12 protein-coding genes are annotated in these 15,421 nt (G+C 62.3%); all 12 read left to right on the forward strand.

The genetic code is table 11. The features are described 5' to 3' along the window. Positions 1–66: 66 nt before the first annotated feature. The 12 genes from JQ848_RS20135 to JQ848_RS20190 all read left to right on the forward strand — a co-directional run bounded on the left by JQ848_RS20135 (position 67) and on the right by JQ848_RS20190 (position 15,334). Positions 67–2,145: a TonB-dependent copper receptor gene (locus tag JQ848_RS20135; RefSeq protein ID WP_029612517.1), complete on the forward strand. Its 2,079-nt coding sequence runs from the start codon at positions 67–69 to the stop codon at positions 2,143–2,145. An 82-nt stretch (positions 2,146–2,227) separates the two neighbouring features. Next, positions 2,228–3,604 (forward strand): PepSY-associated TM helix domain-containing protein, encoded by a 1,377-nt coding sequence (locus JQ848_RS20140; RefSeq protein WP_010656238.1) that lies wholly within the window; start codon positions 2,228–2,230, stop codon positions 3,602–3,604. 166 nt (positions 3,605–3,770) lie between these two features. Beyond that, complete coding sequence (locus JQ848_RS20145) at positions 3,771–5,888, forward strand: TonB-dependent receptor (RefSeq protein WP_202211071.1); 2,118 nt, start codon at positions 3,771–3,773, stop codon at positions 5,886–5,888. A 96-nt stretch (positions 5,889–5,984) separates the two neighbouring features. Beyond that, the gene (locus JQ848_RS20150; protein WP_003439163.1) at positions 5,985–6,773 is read left to right on the forward strand and encodes an ABC transporter ATP-binding protein; all 789 of its coding nucleotides are present in this window, start codon (positions 5,985–5,987) and stop codon (positions 6,771–6,773) included. After that, positions 6,770–7,720 carry an ABC transporter substrate-binding protein gene (locus JQ848_RS20155; protein WP_202211072.1) on the forward strand — a complete coding sequence of 317 codons (951 nt, stop codon included), beginning with the start codon at positions 6,770–6,772 and terminating at the stop codon, positions 7,718–7,720. The genes JQ848_RS20150 and JQ848_RS20155 overlap by 4 nt, the downstream gene beginning before the upstream one ends. Next, on the forward strand, positions 7,717–8,727 hold the full coding sequence (locus tag JQ848_RS20160) for a FecCD family ABC transporter permease (protein ID WP_202211073.1): 1,011 nt from the start codon (positions 7,717–7,719) through the stop codon (positions 8,725–8,727). The genes JQ848_RS20155 and JQ848_RS20160 overlap by 4 nt, the downstream gene beginning before the upstream one ends. Positions 8,728–8,928: 201 nt before the next feature. After that, positions 8,929–10,194: an urea ABC transporter substrate-binding protein gene (urtA, locus tag JQ848_RS20165; RefSeq protein ID WP_003439155.1), complete on the forward strand. Its 1,266-nt coding sequence runs from the start codon at positions 8,929–8,931 to the stop codon at positions 10,192–10,194. 75 nt (positions 10,195–10,269) lie between these two features. Further along, a complete protein-coding gene (urtB, locus tag JQ848_RS20170) occupies positions 10,270–11,772 on the forward strand; it encodes an urea ABC transporter permease subunit UrtB (RefSeq protein WP_202211074.1) in 1,503 nt (500 codons plus the stop codon). Continuing rightward, positions 11,772–12,851, forward strand: coding sequence for an urea ABC transporter permease subunit UrtC (urtC, locus tag JQ848_RS20175; protein ID WP_003439149.1), 1,080 nt, complete (start codon positions 11,772–11,774; stop codon positions 12,849–12,851). The genes urtB and urtC overlap by 1 nt, the downstream gene beginning before the upstream one ends. Next, positions 12,848–13,708 carry an urea ABC transporter ATP-binding protein UrtD gene (gene urtD, locus JQ848_RS20180; RefSeq protein ID WP_010656242.1) on the forward strand — a complete coding sequence of 287 codons (861 nt, stop codon included), beginning with the start codon at positions 12,848–12,850 and terminating at the stop codon, positions 13,706–13,708. The genes urtC and urtD overlap by 4 nt, the downstream gene beginning before the upstream one ends. A 55-nt stretch (positions 13,709–13,763) precedes the next feature. Continuing rightward, positions 13,764–14,462, forward strand: coding sequence for an urea ABC transporter ATP-binding subunit UrtE (gene urtE / locus JQ848_RS20185; RefSeq protein ID WP_010656243.1), 699 nt, complete (start codon positions 13,764–13,766; stop codon positions 14,460–14,462). 32 nt (positions 14,463–14,494) lie between these two features. Continuing rightward, entirely contained in the window at positions 14,495–15,334 is an 840-nt protein-coding gene (locus JQ848_RS20190; protein WP_202211075.1) for an urease accessory protein UreD, read from the forward strand. Positions 15,335–15,421: the final 87 nt, after the last annotated feature.

Consider the following 15,421-nt stretch of genomic DNA (forward strand, 5'->3'; position numbering starts at 1 on the left):
CCAGTGCTGCTTTAGACAGCCGCAGGCCGCTGGCCGTGTTGTATTCGCTTGAATATTGGAATGTTTATGTCCCGCTTTACTGTTGCCGCCCGTTTGCCCCACGCCCAAACGGTATTCCCTTTCGCCCTGAGCGCACTGTGCTGCGCATTGTTCGCGCCTGCGGTCATGGCCGACGAACACGCAGAGCACGCCAACGAAATCAGCCCGCTGGTGATCACGGCCATCGCCCCCAGCTCGCCACTGACCATAGTCACCAACCCCAAGGACCCGCGCCAGCCGGTGCCGGCCAGTGACGGTGGCGACTACCTCAAGACCATTCCCGGCTTCGCCCTGGTCCGCAACGGTGGCACCAACGGCGACCCGGTATTGCGCGGCATGTTCGGTTCACGCCTGAACATTCTCACCAACGGCGGCATGATGCTCGGCGCCTGCCCCGGCCGCATGGACGCCCCCACGTCCTACATCTCGCCGGAAACCTACGACCAGCTGACCGTGATCAAGGGCCCGCAAACCGTACTCTGGGGCCCGGGGGCATCGGCCGGCACCATCCTGTTCGAGCGCGAACCGGAGCATTTCGGCGAACTGGGCACCCGGGTCAATGCCAGTGTCCTGGCCGGTTCCAACGGCCGCTTCGACAAGACCGTCGACGCCGCCGCCGGCGGCCCGCTGGGCTACGTGCGGGTGATCGGCAACACCGCGCACGCTGATGACTACAAGGACGGCAACGGCGACACCGTGCCGTCGCGCTATGACAAGTGGAACGGCGATGTAGCACTGGGCTGGACCCCGGACCCGGACACCCTGCTGGAGCTCACTGCCGGCAAGGGCGATGGTCAAGCCCGCTCTGCCGGGCGCGGCATGGACGGCAGCCAGTACCAGCGCGAAAGCCTGGGCCTGCGCTTCGAAAAATCAAATATCGGCGATGTTCTCGACAAGATCGAAGCACAGGTCTACTACAACTATGCCGACCACGTCATGGACAACTACAGCCTGCGTACCCCGTCGGGCACCGGCATGATGAGCGGCCCCATGGCCTCCAACGTCGACCGCCGCACCCTCGGCGCACGGATCAAGGCCACCTGGCACTGGGCCGACTACCAGTTGATCAGCGGTATCGATGCGCAGACCAACGAACACCGCAAACGCTCCGGCATGGGCATCGACACCTATAAGGATCAGAACTGGAGCAAGGACGCCGACTTCCATAACTACGGTGCTTTTGGCGAACTGACCTGGTACGCCGCCGAGCGTGACCGGGTCATTACCGGAGCCCGCCTGGACCGCGCCGCGGCCAAGGATTACCGCGCCCGGATCGGCTCCGGGATGATGAGCAAAGCCAACCCGACCCTGGATAAAACCCGCGCCGATACACTGCCCAGCGGCTTTGTGCGTTACGAACATGATCTGGCCGACAGCCCGGCCACGGTCTATGCCGGCCTGGGTCACGCCGAACGTTTCCCGGATTACTGGGAGCTGTTCTCCCCGACCTCAGGCCCGGCCGGCTCGGTTAACGCTTTCGATGCAATCAAGCCGGAAAAAACCACTCAGCTCGATGTGGGCCTGCAATACAAAACCCGCGATCTCGAAGCCTGGGTCTCGGCCTATGCCGGGGTCGTTCACGATTACATCCTGTTCGACTACGACTCGGGTTCGTCCCGGGCGCAAAACATCAACGCCCGGATCATGGGCGGCGAACTGGGTGCTGCGTATCAGCTGACTGCACACTGGAAAGCCGACGCCACCCTGGCCTACGCCTGGGGCAAGAACACCACGGACGGCAAGGCACTGCCGCAAATGCCACCGCTGGACAGCCGCCTGGGCCTCACTTACAGCCAGGACGACTGGAGTGCCGGGGCCTTGTGGCGGCTGGTGGCACCGCAAGACCGCATCGACCGTAATGCCGGCAATGTGGTCGGCAAGGACTACGACAAGAGTGCCGGTTTTGGCGTGTTCTCGTTGAACGGCGCGTACCGCATCAACAAAAACCTCAAGGTCAGTGCCGGCGTCGACAACCTGCTGGATAAAAACTACAGCGAGCACCTGAACATGGCGGGCAACGCCGGCTACGGCTACCCGGCAAACGACCCGACCCCGATCAACGAGCCGGGGCGCACCTTGTGGACCAAGGTTGATGTGAGCTTCTGACAACAACGGATTGCCCTGTGGGAGCTGGCTTGCCAGCTCCCACAGGGCTCAAGAGAATAATGACCTTGCGGAGCCGCTCCCGATGAGCCGACCAACCCCCTCTTTCTACAACCTGGCCTGGCGCTGGCATTTCTATGCCGGGCTGTTTGTCGCCCCCTTCATGATTCTGCTGGCGCTGACCGGGATCATTTACCTGTTCAAGCCCCAGCTCGATCCCTTGATGTATGACCACCTGCTCAATGTCACCCCCGGCCACCACCGCCTCAGTGCCGACGAGCAACTGCAGCGGGTGCGCCTCGATTATCCACAGGGCCGGATCAGCCAGTACCTGCCTGCGGTCAACCCCGAGCGCAGCGCCCAGTTCGTGGTCAGCAATGACGGGCGCCAGCTCAACGTGTTCATCAACCCGTACAGCGGTGAAGTGCTGGGCGAGCAGGATGCCAGGTTCAACCTGCAAGCCGTGGCCCGGGCGCTACACGGGGAGTTGATGATCGGCACTGTGGGTGACCGGCTGGTGGAACTCGCCGCCGGCTGGGGCGTGGTGCTGGTGGTTTCCGGCCTGTACCTGTGGTGGCCGCGCGGGCAATCGGCCGCCGGAATCTTATGGCCGCGCCTGAGCCGCCGCGGCCGCGTGTTGTGGCGCGACCTGCATGCTGTCACCGGTTTCTGGGGCGCAGCCCTGTTGTTGTTCATGCTGCTCAGCGGCATGACCTGGACCGGCTTGTGGGGCAAGCAATACGCCGACCTGTGGAACCGCTTCCCGGTGGCGATGTGGAATAACGTGCCGCAGTCAGATATCGAGGCCCGCAGCCTCAACACCCCTGCCCGCCAGACCGTACCCTGGGCGATGGAAAACACCCCGCTGCCGGTCTCCGGGGCCCACGCTGAACACATGGCCCATGCCGCCCACGCAAGCGGCCCGGCGGCCCCCGGCATCAGCCTGCAACAGGTGGTTGAAACGGCCACTGCACGCAAGGTCGAACCCGGCTACAGCATCACCTTGCCCACCACCGCCACCGGCGTATTCACCATCGCCGTGTTCGCTGACGACCCGCGCAACGACGCCACCCTGCATATCGATCAATACACCGGCCAGGTACTGGCCGATGTGCGCTGGGAGCAATACGGCAACGTCGCCCGCGCCACCGAAATGAGCGTGATGCTGCATGAAGGCAAGCTGTTCGGCACCTTCAACCAGATCGTGATTTTGCTGGTGTGCCTGATGATCCTGCTGAGTTCGGTCAGCGCTCTGGTGATCTGGTGGAAACGCCGTCCCCAGGGCCGTCTGGGGGTCCCGCCGCTGCGCCACGATTTGCCGACCTGGAAAACCGGGGTGCTGATTATCCTGGCACTGGCCATTGCCTTTCCGTTGGTGGGCGCTTCGCTGATCGCGGTGTGGTTGCTGGATCGCCTGCTGATGATTTTTCGCAAAACGCCACCACTTGAGCTGCGCTCATAAACAACATGAAGCATCCGAGATGCGCGATCTAGAGCCCTGGCTATACTGGCAAGCCAGTATCAAGCAGAAAAACTATTGTTACTGTATAACAAAAGCCTTTAAGCTCCATCACCCGCCGCCAGGAGGCAGCGGGGACACCTCTTGAAATAAGCGACTCACTGCCCCGATGAACAAGTACCTTTTTTCCAGCCTCTGTCTGCTGGCGATCAACAGCGCCCACGCGGATGACTCCGCCCCGTCCCTGATGCTGCCGGCCGCGAACATTACCGCGCCGCAAGTCGATGCCGAACACATCGACCTCAAGACTGCCACCAGCGCCGGCTCACGCCTGAACCTCAACAGCCTTGAAACCCCGGCCAGCGTCGAAAGCCTGAGCGGCGAACGGATTCGTGCCCGCGGCGACCGCAGTGTCCAGGACGCGGTGACTCGTACCACCGGTATCACCAACACGGCTACCCCGGGCAACGGCGGCTCGTCGTACTCGGCCCGGGGTTTTGTCGGCCAGGGCTCGGTGATGCAGTTGTATGACGGGATTCGCATGTACAGCGGCGCCGGCACCGTGACCTTCCCGGTGGACGACTGGTCGGTGGAGCGCATCGATGTGCTGCGCGGCCCGGCATCAGTGCTGTACGGCGAAGGCGCGACCGGCGCGGTGATCAACGTGATCCCGAAAAAACCGTTCAGCGGCGAAATCGAAAATCATCTGCGGGTTGGCTACGGCTCCTACGACAGCCAGCAGCAAGCCCTGGACAGCGGCGGCTCGCTGACCGATACCCTGAGCTACCGGTTGAACCTCAACCACATCCAAAGCAATGGCTGGATCGACCACGGTGACTCCGAAAGCACCTTTATCAGTGCCGCCCTGCGCTGGCAGGCCCGGGATGATCTGGCATTTACCCTGAGCCACGACTACGGCGACCAGGAGCCGCAGAACGACTTCGGCGTCCCCCTGATCAATGGCCGTTATCACAAGAGCCTGCGGGACAAGAACTACAACGTGCGCGACGCCAAGCTGCATTACAACGATCAGTGGACGCGCCTGAACAGCGAGTGGCAGATCAACGACGATCTGGTTGCCAGCAACGAACTGTATTACCTCAAGGCCCAGCGTCGCTGGCAAAACGCTGAAAACCATGCCTGGGACCAGGACCGACAAACCTTGATGCGCAGTGGCTACTACAGCATCAAGCACCAGCAGGAACAGGTCGGTGACCGTCAGACGTTCACCCTCGACCACGATCTGTTCGGCCTTGAAAGCAAAACCCTGGTGGGCGCGGACTACAACCGTATCCACTTCGACCTGCACAGCAATGCGCCTTACAAGGATGTAGTGACTGGCGGTACACCGATTGACATGAACCACCCGGATCGCGGCGAGTTCACAAGCAATTCGCCCTACCGCGACCAGTTCAAGACCACCACCCAGCAAGTGTCGCTGTTTGCCGAAAACCGCACGCAACTGAGCGAGCAGCTGTCGCTGGTCACTGGTGTGCGGCGCGACATCGTGCACCTGGACCGCGACGACTTGATCGAAGACACCCGCAGTGATCGCAGCCTCTCGGCCAACAGCTGGAAAGTCGGCCTGGTGTATGAACTGACGCCGGACATGTCGGTGTATGCGCAACAGGCCACCAGCGTCGATGGCGTAGCCGGGCTGATCAGCCTGTACCCCTCCGAGCAAGGCTTTGACATGGCCCGCGCCCGCCAGACCGAAGTCGGTTTCAAGCAAATGTTCTGGGACCAGCGCGGTGAGTGGACCCTGGCCGCGTATCACATCGTCAAAAAGGACTTGCTGACGCCTGATCCGAACAACCCGGGCAACTCGCTGCAAGTCGGTCAGCAATCATCCAACGGCCTTGAAGCCAGCCTCGATCTGCAACTGCCGGACCGCTGGCAGCTGCAGGCCAATGCCGCGTTCGTGCGGGCCGAATACGACAAGTTCGATGACGAAGGCGTGTCCCGCAAAGGCAACCGCCCCACCGACGTACCGCGGCGCACCGCCAACCTGTGGTTGAGCAAAACCATCAGCGATGACCTGAATGCCGGGGCCGGGGTGCGTTATGTGGACTCGCGTTACGCCGACCTTGCCAACACCGTCGTACTGCCGAGTTACACCGTGGTGGACGCCACTGTCAGCTGGAAAGCGCTGCCAAAAACCACCCTGGGCCTGCGCCTGAATAATTTGTTCAACCGCCAGTACGCTGTAAGCCAATACAATAGCGGCCAGCAATGGATCATGGGCGAACCGCGCTCGTTCTTCGTCACGGCGGATTACACCTTTTAAAGCCCCAACCCCTGCAGGAGCGCGCTTGCTCGCGAGCCGTGAAAAAGCTCGCGAGCAAGCGCGCTCCTGCAGAGATCAGATCAACACCGGAATTTTATGACCCGCCTCACCCTCACTCAACTTGCCTGGACCCCGCTGGGCCACGGCCACTGTCATCACCAGTTCCAGCTGCGTGATGCCAATCTGCACGTGGCCGCAGGCGAGTTCGTGGGGCTGATCGGGCCCAACGGCAGCGGTAAAACCAGCCTGCTGCGTTGCGCTTATCGCTTCAGCAAACCCGAGTCGGGCCAGGTTCACCTCGGTGCGCACAACCTCTGGCAGCAATCGCCACGCTGGTGCGCCCAACGCGTCGCCGTGGTGTTGCAGGAATTTCCGGACGCCTTTGGCCTGACCGTCGATGAAGTGGTCGCCATGGGCCGTACCCCCCATAAAGGCCTGTTCGACGGCGATACCGAGGCCGACCGCGAGCTGGCGAAAAAAGCCCTCGAATCCGTTGGCCTGCAGGGCTTCGAAGACCACGCATTCGCCACCCTGTCCGGCGGTGAAAAGCAGCGGGTGATTCTGGCCCGGGCCCTGGCCCAGCAACCCGAACTGCTGATCCTCGACGAGCCGACCAATCATCTCGATCCGCGCTACCAGCTGGAGCTGCTGCAACTGGTCAAACGCCTGAACATCGGAACCCTGGCCAGCATCCACGACCTCAATCTGGCCGCGGCCTTTTGCGACCGGCTGTACGTGATCGACCACGGCAGGATCATCGCCAGCGGCACCCCGCGCGAGGTGCTGACCGTCGACCTGTTGCGCGACGTGTTTGGCGTCGACGCGCTGATCGACGACCATCCGCTGTCCGGCTACCCGCGCATTACCTGGATAACCCAAGCATGAAACTGATCCGCCTCGCCCTCTGCCTGTGCGCATTGTCCGCTGCCCCATGGGCCCGGGCCGAAGCCAGCAAATACCCGCTGACCATTACCAGCTGCAACCGCGAGGTGACCTTCAACCAGGCACCCGAACACGCAGTCAGCCATGACATCAACATGACGCAAATGATGCTCGCCCTCGGCCTCAAGCCGCGCATGGTCGGCTACAGCGGCATCAGTGGCTGGAAGGCGGTGACGCCCGGGATGAAGGTGATTCTCGATGGCCTGCCGGAGCTGGCGAGCAAGTACCCCTCGGTGGAAACCCTGCTCAACGCCAACGTCGACTTCTTCTTTGCCGGCTGGGATTACGGCATGCGCGTCGGCGGCGACCTCACGCCGCAAACCCTGACCCCGCTGGGCATTAACGTGTACGAGCTGACCGAGTCCTGCGCCTTCGTGATGAAGCGCCCGCCCGCCAGCATGGAAGACACTTACAACGACCTGCGCAACCTGGGCAAAATTTTTGACGTGCAAGACCGCGCCAACACGCTGATCGCTCAGATGCAGGAAAAAATCGCCACCGTGCAAAAGAACCTGCCCGGGGCAAAGCCACGGGTATTCCTGTACGACAGCGGTGAAGACCGTGCCATGACCTCGGGCAAGCTGGGCATTCCCCACGCACTGATCGAAGCCGCAGGCGGCAACGACATCCTCAGTGATATCGACGCCAGCTGGACCCGTATCAACTGGGAGACCGTGGTCGAGCGCAACCCTGAAGTGATCGTCATCGTCGATTACAGCGAAGTCAGCGCCGAACAGAAACAGCGCTTCCTCGAAACCATCCCGGCCCTGCAATCGGTCGACGCGATTCGCAACAAACGCTTCATCGTCATCCCTTACGTGCAAGCCACCCCCGGCATCGACAACGTGCTGGCCATCGAAACCCTGGCCAAAGGTTTCCACCCCCAATGATGACTCGCCGCTACGCCCTGCTGCTGGCCTGTCTCGGCGCCCTGCTGCTGGTGTCGTGCGTGATTTCCCTGGGCTTCGGCCCGGCGCGGGTGCCAGTGGACGTGGTGTGGCACATATTGCTCAACAAACTGTTCGGTATCGGTGAGGTCAGCTGGAGCGCCGGGCAGGAACATATCGTGTGGCTGATCCGCGTGCCGCGCATGCTGCTCGGGGCGCTGGTGGGGGCCGGGCTGGCATTGATCGGCGCGGTGCTGCAAGCCGTGACCCGTAACCCGCTGGCTGACCCGCACCTGCTGGGCGGGACCAGCGGTGCCACACTGGGGGCGGTGATTGTGGTGCTGCACGTGGGCCAGATCGTCGGCCTGCTGACCTTGCCCATCGCGGCCTTTATCGGTGCGTTGCTGAGCATGGTTCTGGTGCTGGCCATCGCCAGCCGCCAGGGCCGCCTGGACAGTGACCGGTTGCTGCTGTGCGGGGTGGCCGTGTCGTTCGTGATGATGGCCATCGCCAATACCCTGCTGTTTCTGGGCGACCATCGCGCCAGCTCCGCCGTACTGTTCTGGATGCTTGGCGGGCTGGGGCTGGCGCGCTGGGAACTGCTGCTGGTGCCCAGCACCGTGGTGCTGCTGGGGCTGGTACTGCTGCTGGGCATGGCCCGCCCGCTCAACGCCTTGATGGCGGGCGAGCAAACCGCCGTCACCCTGGGCCTGAACGCACGCAATGTGCGGCTCAAGGTGTTTTTGATCGCCTCCCTGATGACCGGAGTGCTGGTGGCTATCAGCGGCTCGATCGGCTTTGTCGGGCTGATGATTCCGCACATTGCCCGGCGTCTGGTGGGGGCCGAGCACCGGCGTTTGCTGCCGGTGTCAGCACTGCTGGGCAGCGTGTTCCTGGTTTGGGTGGACGTTGCCGCGCGCACCCTGATCGCCCCTGAAGACCTGCCCATCGGCGTGGCCACGGCGGCGATTGGCGGCCTGTTCTTTATAGGGCTGATGCGCAAGCGCTAACCCCCCTTCCCGTAGCACCAACACGGCGCAGGCCGCGCACCAAAACCGTCTTCAGGCGCCGCACTGGTGCGCCGACACCTCAAAATTCGCCCTTGAGCCCCGTTCCAGAGCCTGCGCACCACTTCGGCACAGCCCTTGCTATAGACCTTCCCAGTGTCCCCGTCGACCCATTAGAAAAATCAGACATCTGGAGATCGCCCCATGAAGCGTCGCAGCTTGCTCAAAGCTTTCACCCTCACGGCATCCATTGCCGCCATGGGCATGACCTGGACGGTGCAAGCCGCCGAGACCATCAAGGTGGGGATTTTGCATTCGTTGTCCGGAACCATGGCGATTTCCGAAACGTCGCTCAAGGACATGGCGCTGATGACCATCGACGAGATCAACGCCAAAGGCGGCGTGAACGGCAAGCTGCTCGAAGCGGTGGTGGTCGATCCGGCGTCCAACTGGCCGCTGTTTGCAGAAAAGGGTCGCCAGTTGCTGACCCAGGACAAGGTCGCCGTGGTCTTCGGCTGCTGGACCTCGGTGTCGCGCAAATCGGTGTTGCCGGTATTTGAAGAGCTCAACGGCCTGCTGTTTTACCCGGTGCAATACGAAGGCGAAGAGATGTCGCCCAACGTCTTCTACACCGGCGCCGCACCTAACCAGCAAGCCATTCCGGCGGTCGAGTATTTGATGAGCGAGGACGGCGGCAGCGCCAGGCGCTTCGTGTTGCTGGGCACCGACTACGTGTACCCGCGCACCACCAACAAGATCCTGCGGGCCTTCCTGCATTCCAAAGGTGTGGCCGACAAGGACATCGAAGAGGTCTACACCCCGTTTGGCCACAGCGATTACCAGACCATAGTGTCCAACATCAAAAAATTCTCCGCCGGGGGCAAGACGGCGGTGATCTCCACGGTCAACGGCGACTCCAACGTGCCGTTCTATAAAGAGCTGGCCAACCAGGGCCTGAAGGCCACCGACGTGCCGGTGATTGCATTCTCGGTGGGCGAAGAAGAACTGCGCGGCATCGACACCAAACCGCTGGTGGGCAACCTCGCGGCCTGGAACTACTTTGAGTCGGTGCACAACCCGGTGAACCAGAAGTTCGTCGCCGACTGGAAAGCCTACGCCAAAGCCCACAACCTGCCGGGTGCGGACAAGGCCGTGACCAACGACCCGATGGAAGCCACCTACGTCGGTATCCACATGTGGGCGCAGGCGGCAGAGCAAGCCAAGTCCACCGATGTCGATAAAGTCCGGGAAGCCATGGCCGGCCAGACATTCGCCGCGCCGTCGGGCTACACCCTGACCATGGACAAGACCAACCACCACCTGCACAAGCCGGTGATGATCGGCGAGATCGAAGATAACGGTCAGTTCAACGTGGTGTGGCAGACCAAGGAGCCGATCCGCGCCCAGCCCTGGAGCCCGTATATCCCGGGCAATGACAAAAAGCCGGATTACGCAGTGAAGAGCAACTAAAGCCAATAACACAACCTCTGCAGGAGCGAGCTTGCTCGCGAGCAAGCTCGCTCCTGCAGGAAAAAGGCCCTGTCTATGCCAACTGCCCTTTACCGTTTTATCTTCGCCTGCCTGCTGTTGCTGCCCCCGGGGGCGTACGCCGACGATGCCGGCGACTTCGCAGCGGCCGACAATTCCCGCCAGGCCCAACTGCTGGAAAGCTGGGCGGCACAACCGACAGCTGAACGCGCAGCGCTGATCAACGACCTGCAACAAGGTCAGATCAGCGTCGACGGGCAAAGCAAAACCCTGCGCCTGAATAACCGTTTGCGCGGTTTGATTGAGACCGCCCAGGCCAGTCAGCAATTGCTCGCTCCAGACCCGAAACTGCGTCTGGCGGCCGCCCTGCAACTGCAAAAATCCGCCAAACCGGCACAACTGGCCTTCCTCGGCCGGCAACTGGCCGGCGAAACCGACAGTACTGCACATAGCGCCCTGAGCCTGGCACTGGCCAACCTGCAACTGGTGGACCCCGACCCGGCAGTGCGTCTGGCAGCCGTGCACCTGCTGGGTGAAACCGGCGAACCCCTGGCCCGCACCCGCCTCGAAACCCTGCTGCAGGACGGGGTCGAAACCGACGCCAAGGTACGCATCGCCGCCGAAACCGGCCTGGCCCAGGTCAAACGCAAACTGCTGATCGGTGACTTGCTGGGCCAGGCCTTCAGCGGCTTGTCCCTGGGCTCGATTCTGTTGCTGGCAGCCCTGGGGCTGGCCATCACCTTCGGCCTGCTCGGGGTGATCAACATGGCCCATGGCGAGATGCTGATGCTCGGCGCCTACTCGACCTACTGCGTGCAGTTGCTGTTTCAGCGCTTCGCCCCCGGCGCCATCGAGTTCTACCCGCTGCTGGCGCTGCCCGTGGCGTTCTTTGTCACGGCCTGCGTGGGCATGCTTGTGGAGCGCACCATCATTCGCCACCTCTATGGCCGGCCGCTGGAAACCCTGCTCGCCACCTGGGGCATCAGCCTGATCCTGATTCAATTGGTGCGGGTGCTGTTCGGCGCGCAAAACGTCGAAGTGGCCAACCCGGCCTGGCTCTCGGGCGGGCTGCAAGTGCTGCCCAACCTGGTGCTGCCGTACAACCGCCTGGTGATTATCGTCTTCGCCCTGGCCGTGGTGTTGCTGACCTGGTTGCTGCTGAACAAAACCCGGCTGGGCCTGAATGTGCGTGCGGTCACCCAGAACCGCAACATGGCGGCTTGCTGCGGCGTACCCACCGGCAGGGTCGACATGCTCGCCTTTGGCCTCGGCTCGGGGATTGCCGGGCTCGGCGGGGTGGCCTTGAGTCAGGTTGGCAACGTCGGCCCTGACCTGGGCCAGGGCTACATCATCGACTCGTTCCTGGTGGTGGTGCTGGGCGGTGTCGGCCAACTGGCGGGCACGGTGTACGCGGCCTTCGGCCTGGGTATCGCAAACAAGATTCTTGAACCGCAGATCGGCGCCGTGCTGGGCAAAATCCTGATCCTGGGGCTGATCATTCTGTTTATCCAGAAGCGTCCGCAAGGCCTCTTCGCGCTCAAAGGACGGGTGATCGACTGATGAATCAGCCTCTGCTGCTTACTGCCACGCAAAAGGCCGGGCCGGCCGTGACCGCCACTGTCGGCGGCCTGGTATTACTGGTGCTGCTGGCCCTGCCGCTGCTGTCGCTGCTGCCTGCCGACAGCCCGTTCCAGGTCTCGGCCTATACCCTGACGCTGACGGGCAAGATCCTCTGTTACGCCATCGTTGCCCTGGCGCTGGATCTGGTCTGGGGCTACGCCGGCCTGCTGTCGCTGGGCCACGGCCTGTTCTTCGCCCTGGGCGGCTACGCCATGGGCATGTACCTGATGCGCCAGGCTTCGGGCGATGAGTTACCGGCCTTTATGACCTTTCTGTCCTGGACCGAATTGCCCTGGTACTGGACCGGCACCGAGCATTTCTGGTGGGCCATGTGCCTGGTGGTGCTGGCCCCCGGTTTGCTGGCGCTGGTGTTCGGCTTTTTTGCCTTCCGTTCGCGGATCAAGGGCGTGTATTTCTCGATCATGACCCAGGCCCTGACCTTCGCCGGGATGCTGCTGTTTTTCCGCAACGAGACCGGTTTTGGCGGCAACAACGGCTTCACCAACTTCCGCAGCATTCTGGGGTTTGGCATCACCGAGCCCGGCACCCGCGCGGCACTGTTCTTCGCCACCGTGATGTTGCTGGTGGCCAGCCTGTTTCTCGGCTGGCGCCTGGCGCGCAGTAAATTCGGGCGGGTGCTGACCGCATTGCGCGACGCCGAAAACCGCCTGATGTTTTGCGGCTATGACCCCCGCGGTTTCAAGCTGTTCGTCTGGGTACTCAGTGCTGTTTTATGCGGCCTGGCCGGAGCGTTGTATGTACCGCAAGTGGGCATTATCAACCCCGGGGAAATGTCGCCCACCAACTCCATAGAAGCTGCCGTGTGGGTAGCCCTCGGCGGGCGTGGCACCCTGATCGGCCCGTTGCTGGGCGCGGGCGTGGTCAACGGCATGAAGAGCTGGTTCACCGTAGCCTTCCCCGAGTACTGGCTGTTCTTCCTCGGCGCGCTGTTTATCGTCGTGACCCTGTACCTGCCCAAAGGCGTGATCGGCCTGCTGAAGAAAAGGGGCGAACAATGAGAATCACTGCAACGGCGGAATTTATGCTCGAACCCGCATTCGATCCAAACAAGGATGCCGGCAGCAGCCGCGACGCCATAGGTCTGGGCCAGGCTGCGGGAACCGGCCTCAATACCCGCCACGGCACCATCCTGACGCTGGAAGACATCAGCGTCAGCTTTGACGGTTTCAAGGCCCTGAACAACCTCAACCTGTACATAGGCGTCGGCGAGTTGCGCTGCATCATCGGCCCCAATGGCGCAGGCAAGACCACCATGATGGACGTGATCACCGGCAAGACCCGCCCCAGCGAAGGTCAGGCCTGGTTCGGCGAAACCCTGGACCTGCAGCAGATGAGCGAAGTACAGATCGCCCAGTCCGGGATTGGCCGCAAGTTCCAGAAACCCACGGTGTTTGAAGCCCTGAGCGTGTTCGAAAACCTGGAGCTGGCGCAAAAAACCGACAAGTCGGTGTGGGCCAGCCTGCGCGCCAGACTCACGGGTGAGCAAAGGGATCGCATAGCTGAAGTACTGGAGACCATTCGCCTGAGCACCTCGGCCCGGCGCCCGGCGGGGTTGCTGTCCCATGGCCAGAAACAGTTTCTGGAGATCGGCATGCTGCTGGTGCAAGACCCGCAACTGTTACTGCTGGATGAACCGGTGGCGGGCATGACCGATGCCGAAACCGAATTCACCGCCGAGCTGTTCAAAAGCCTGGCCGGCAAACACTCGCTGATGGTGGTGGAACACGACATGGGGTTTGTCGGTTCGATTGCCGACCACGTCACCGTGTTGCACCAGGGCAGCGTTCTGGCGCAAGGCTCGCTGGCACAGGTGCAGGCGGATGAACGGGTGATCGAGGTCTATCTGGGCCGCTAACGCCCCGCTGCAATCGCTGGCAAGCCAGCTCCCACAGGGTATTAGGGGATTCACGATGCTACGAATACAAAATCTGCATCAGTTCTACGGTGGCAGCCACATTCTTCGCGGCCTGTCGTTTGAGGTCAAAGTCGGCGAAGTCACTTGCCTGCTGGGCCGTAACGGCGTGGGCAAGACCACATTGCTCAAGTGCCTGATGGGTTTACTGGCCGTCAGGGAAGGCAGCGTGACCTGGGAGGACAAGCCCATTACCACGCTCAAGCCCCACCAGCGGGTTCACGCCGGGATCGCTTATGTGCCCCAGGGCCGGGAGATCTTCGGGCGCCTGACGGTGGAGGAAAACCTGTTGATGGGCCTGTCCCGCTTCCCCGGTTCCCAGGCCCGGGAAGTACCCGGATTTATCTATGAACTGTTCCCGGTGTTGCTGCAAATGAAGCATCGGCGCGGCGGCGATTTGTCCGGCGGCCAGCAGCAACAACTGGCGATCGGCCGCGCGCTTGCCAGCCGCCCGCGCCTGCTGATCCTCGATGAGCCGACCGAAGGGATTCAACCATCGGTGATCAAGGAGATCGGCGCGGTGATCAAGATGCTCGCTGCCCGGGGCGATATGGCCATCCTGCTGGTGGAGCAGTTCTACGACTTTGCCGAAGAACTGGCGGACCAGTATCTGGTGATGTCCAGAGGCGAAATCGTGCAACAGGGCCGTGGTGAAAATATGCAAACAGAGGGTGTGCGTGGACTGGTGACGATTTAGTCTGTAACTCTTTTTGATGAAAAAGCCGACCTATGAACCTGCCTGCCAACCCCGCATTGTTCACCCCCATCTGGCACGCCGAGCTGGAGCTGGGCTATGGCCGTTTTGGCGACAGTACGCGCCCTACCCAGCGCCGCCATGTCGGTCCGTTGCGGGTGCAGAAGCACCTGTATGCCGAAGGCCCCGAGGTGTGCCAGCACATCATTGTTCACCCGCCCGGCGGCATTGCCGGCGGCGACCGGTTGAACATCTGCGCCAGTGTCGGCCCGGATGCCTGGGCGCAACTCACCAGCCCCGGTGCCGCCAAGTGGTATCGCGCGGCCGGCCCGGCGTACCAGAGCCTGACCCTGAACGTGGCCGCCGGTGCGACCCTGGAATGGCTGCCGCAGGAAACCATAGTGTTCAGCGACGCCCGGGCCGAACTGACGACGCGCATTGAGCTTGAAGGCGACGGGCGCCTGTTTTACTGGGACATGGTGGCGCTGGGACGACTGGCCAGTGGTGAGCGTTTTGAGCAAGGGCATTTTCAATCACAGCTGGATATTCGCCGTGACGGCCAGTTGCTCTGGCATGAGCGCCAGCGGGTTATCGGCGGCGACGGCTTGCTGGATTCGCCAATCGGACTGGACGGCAACCCGGTGTTCGCGACATTGCTGGTGACCGGGGAAATCAGTGCCGAGCTGCTGCAAACCTGTCGCGACCTGCCCAACCCGGTACGCGGTGACCTGACCCAGCTGCCGGGGTTAGTGGTCGCACGCTGCCTGGCGGTAGAAGCCTTGCAGGCCCGCGCCTGGCTGATCGAGCTGTGGCGCCTGCTGCGCCCGGCATTGTTGGGCCGTGAGGCACTGGCCCCGAGGATCTGGAGTACCTGAGAGCCGTCGCGATTTTTTTGAGGACCTCTGTGGGAGCTGGCTTGCCAGCCCCCACAGAGGTCCTCGACCAATAATCCTTAATTTAAC

This window comes from Pseudomonas paraversuta (assembly GCF_904067025.1).
Taxonomy (GTDB): Bacteria; Pseudomonadota; Gammaproteobacteria; order Pseudomonadales; family Pseudomonadaceae; genus Aquipseudomonas; species Aquipseudomonas paraversuta.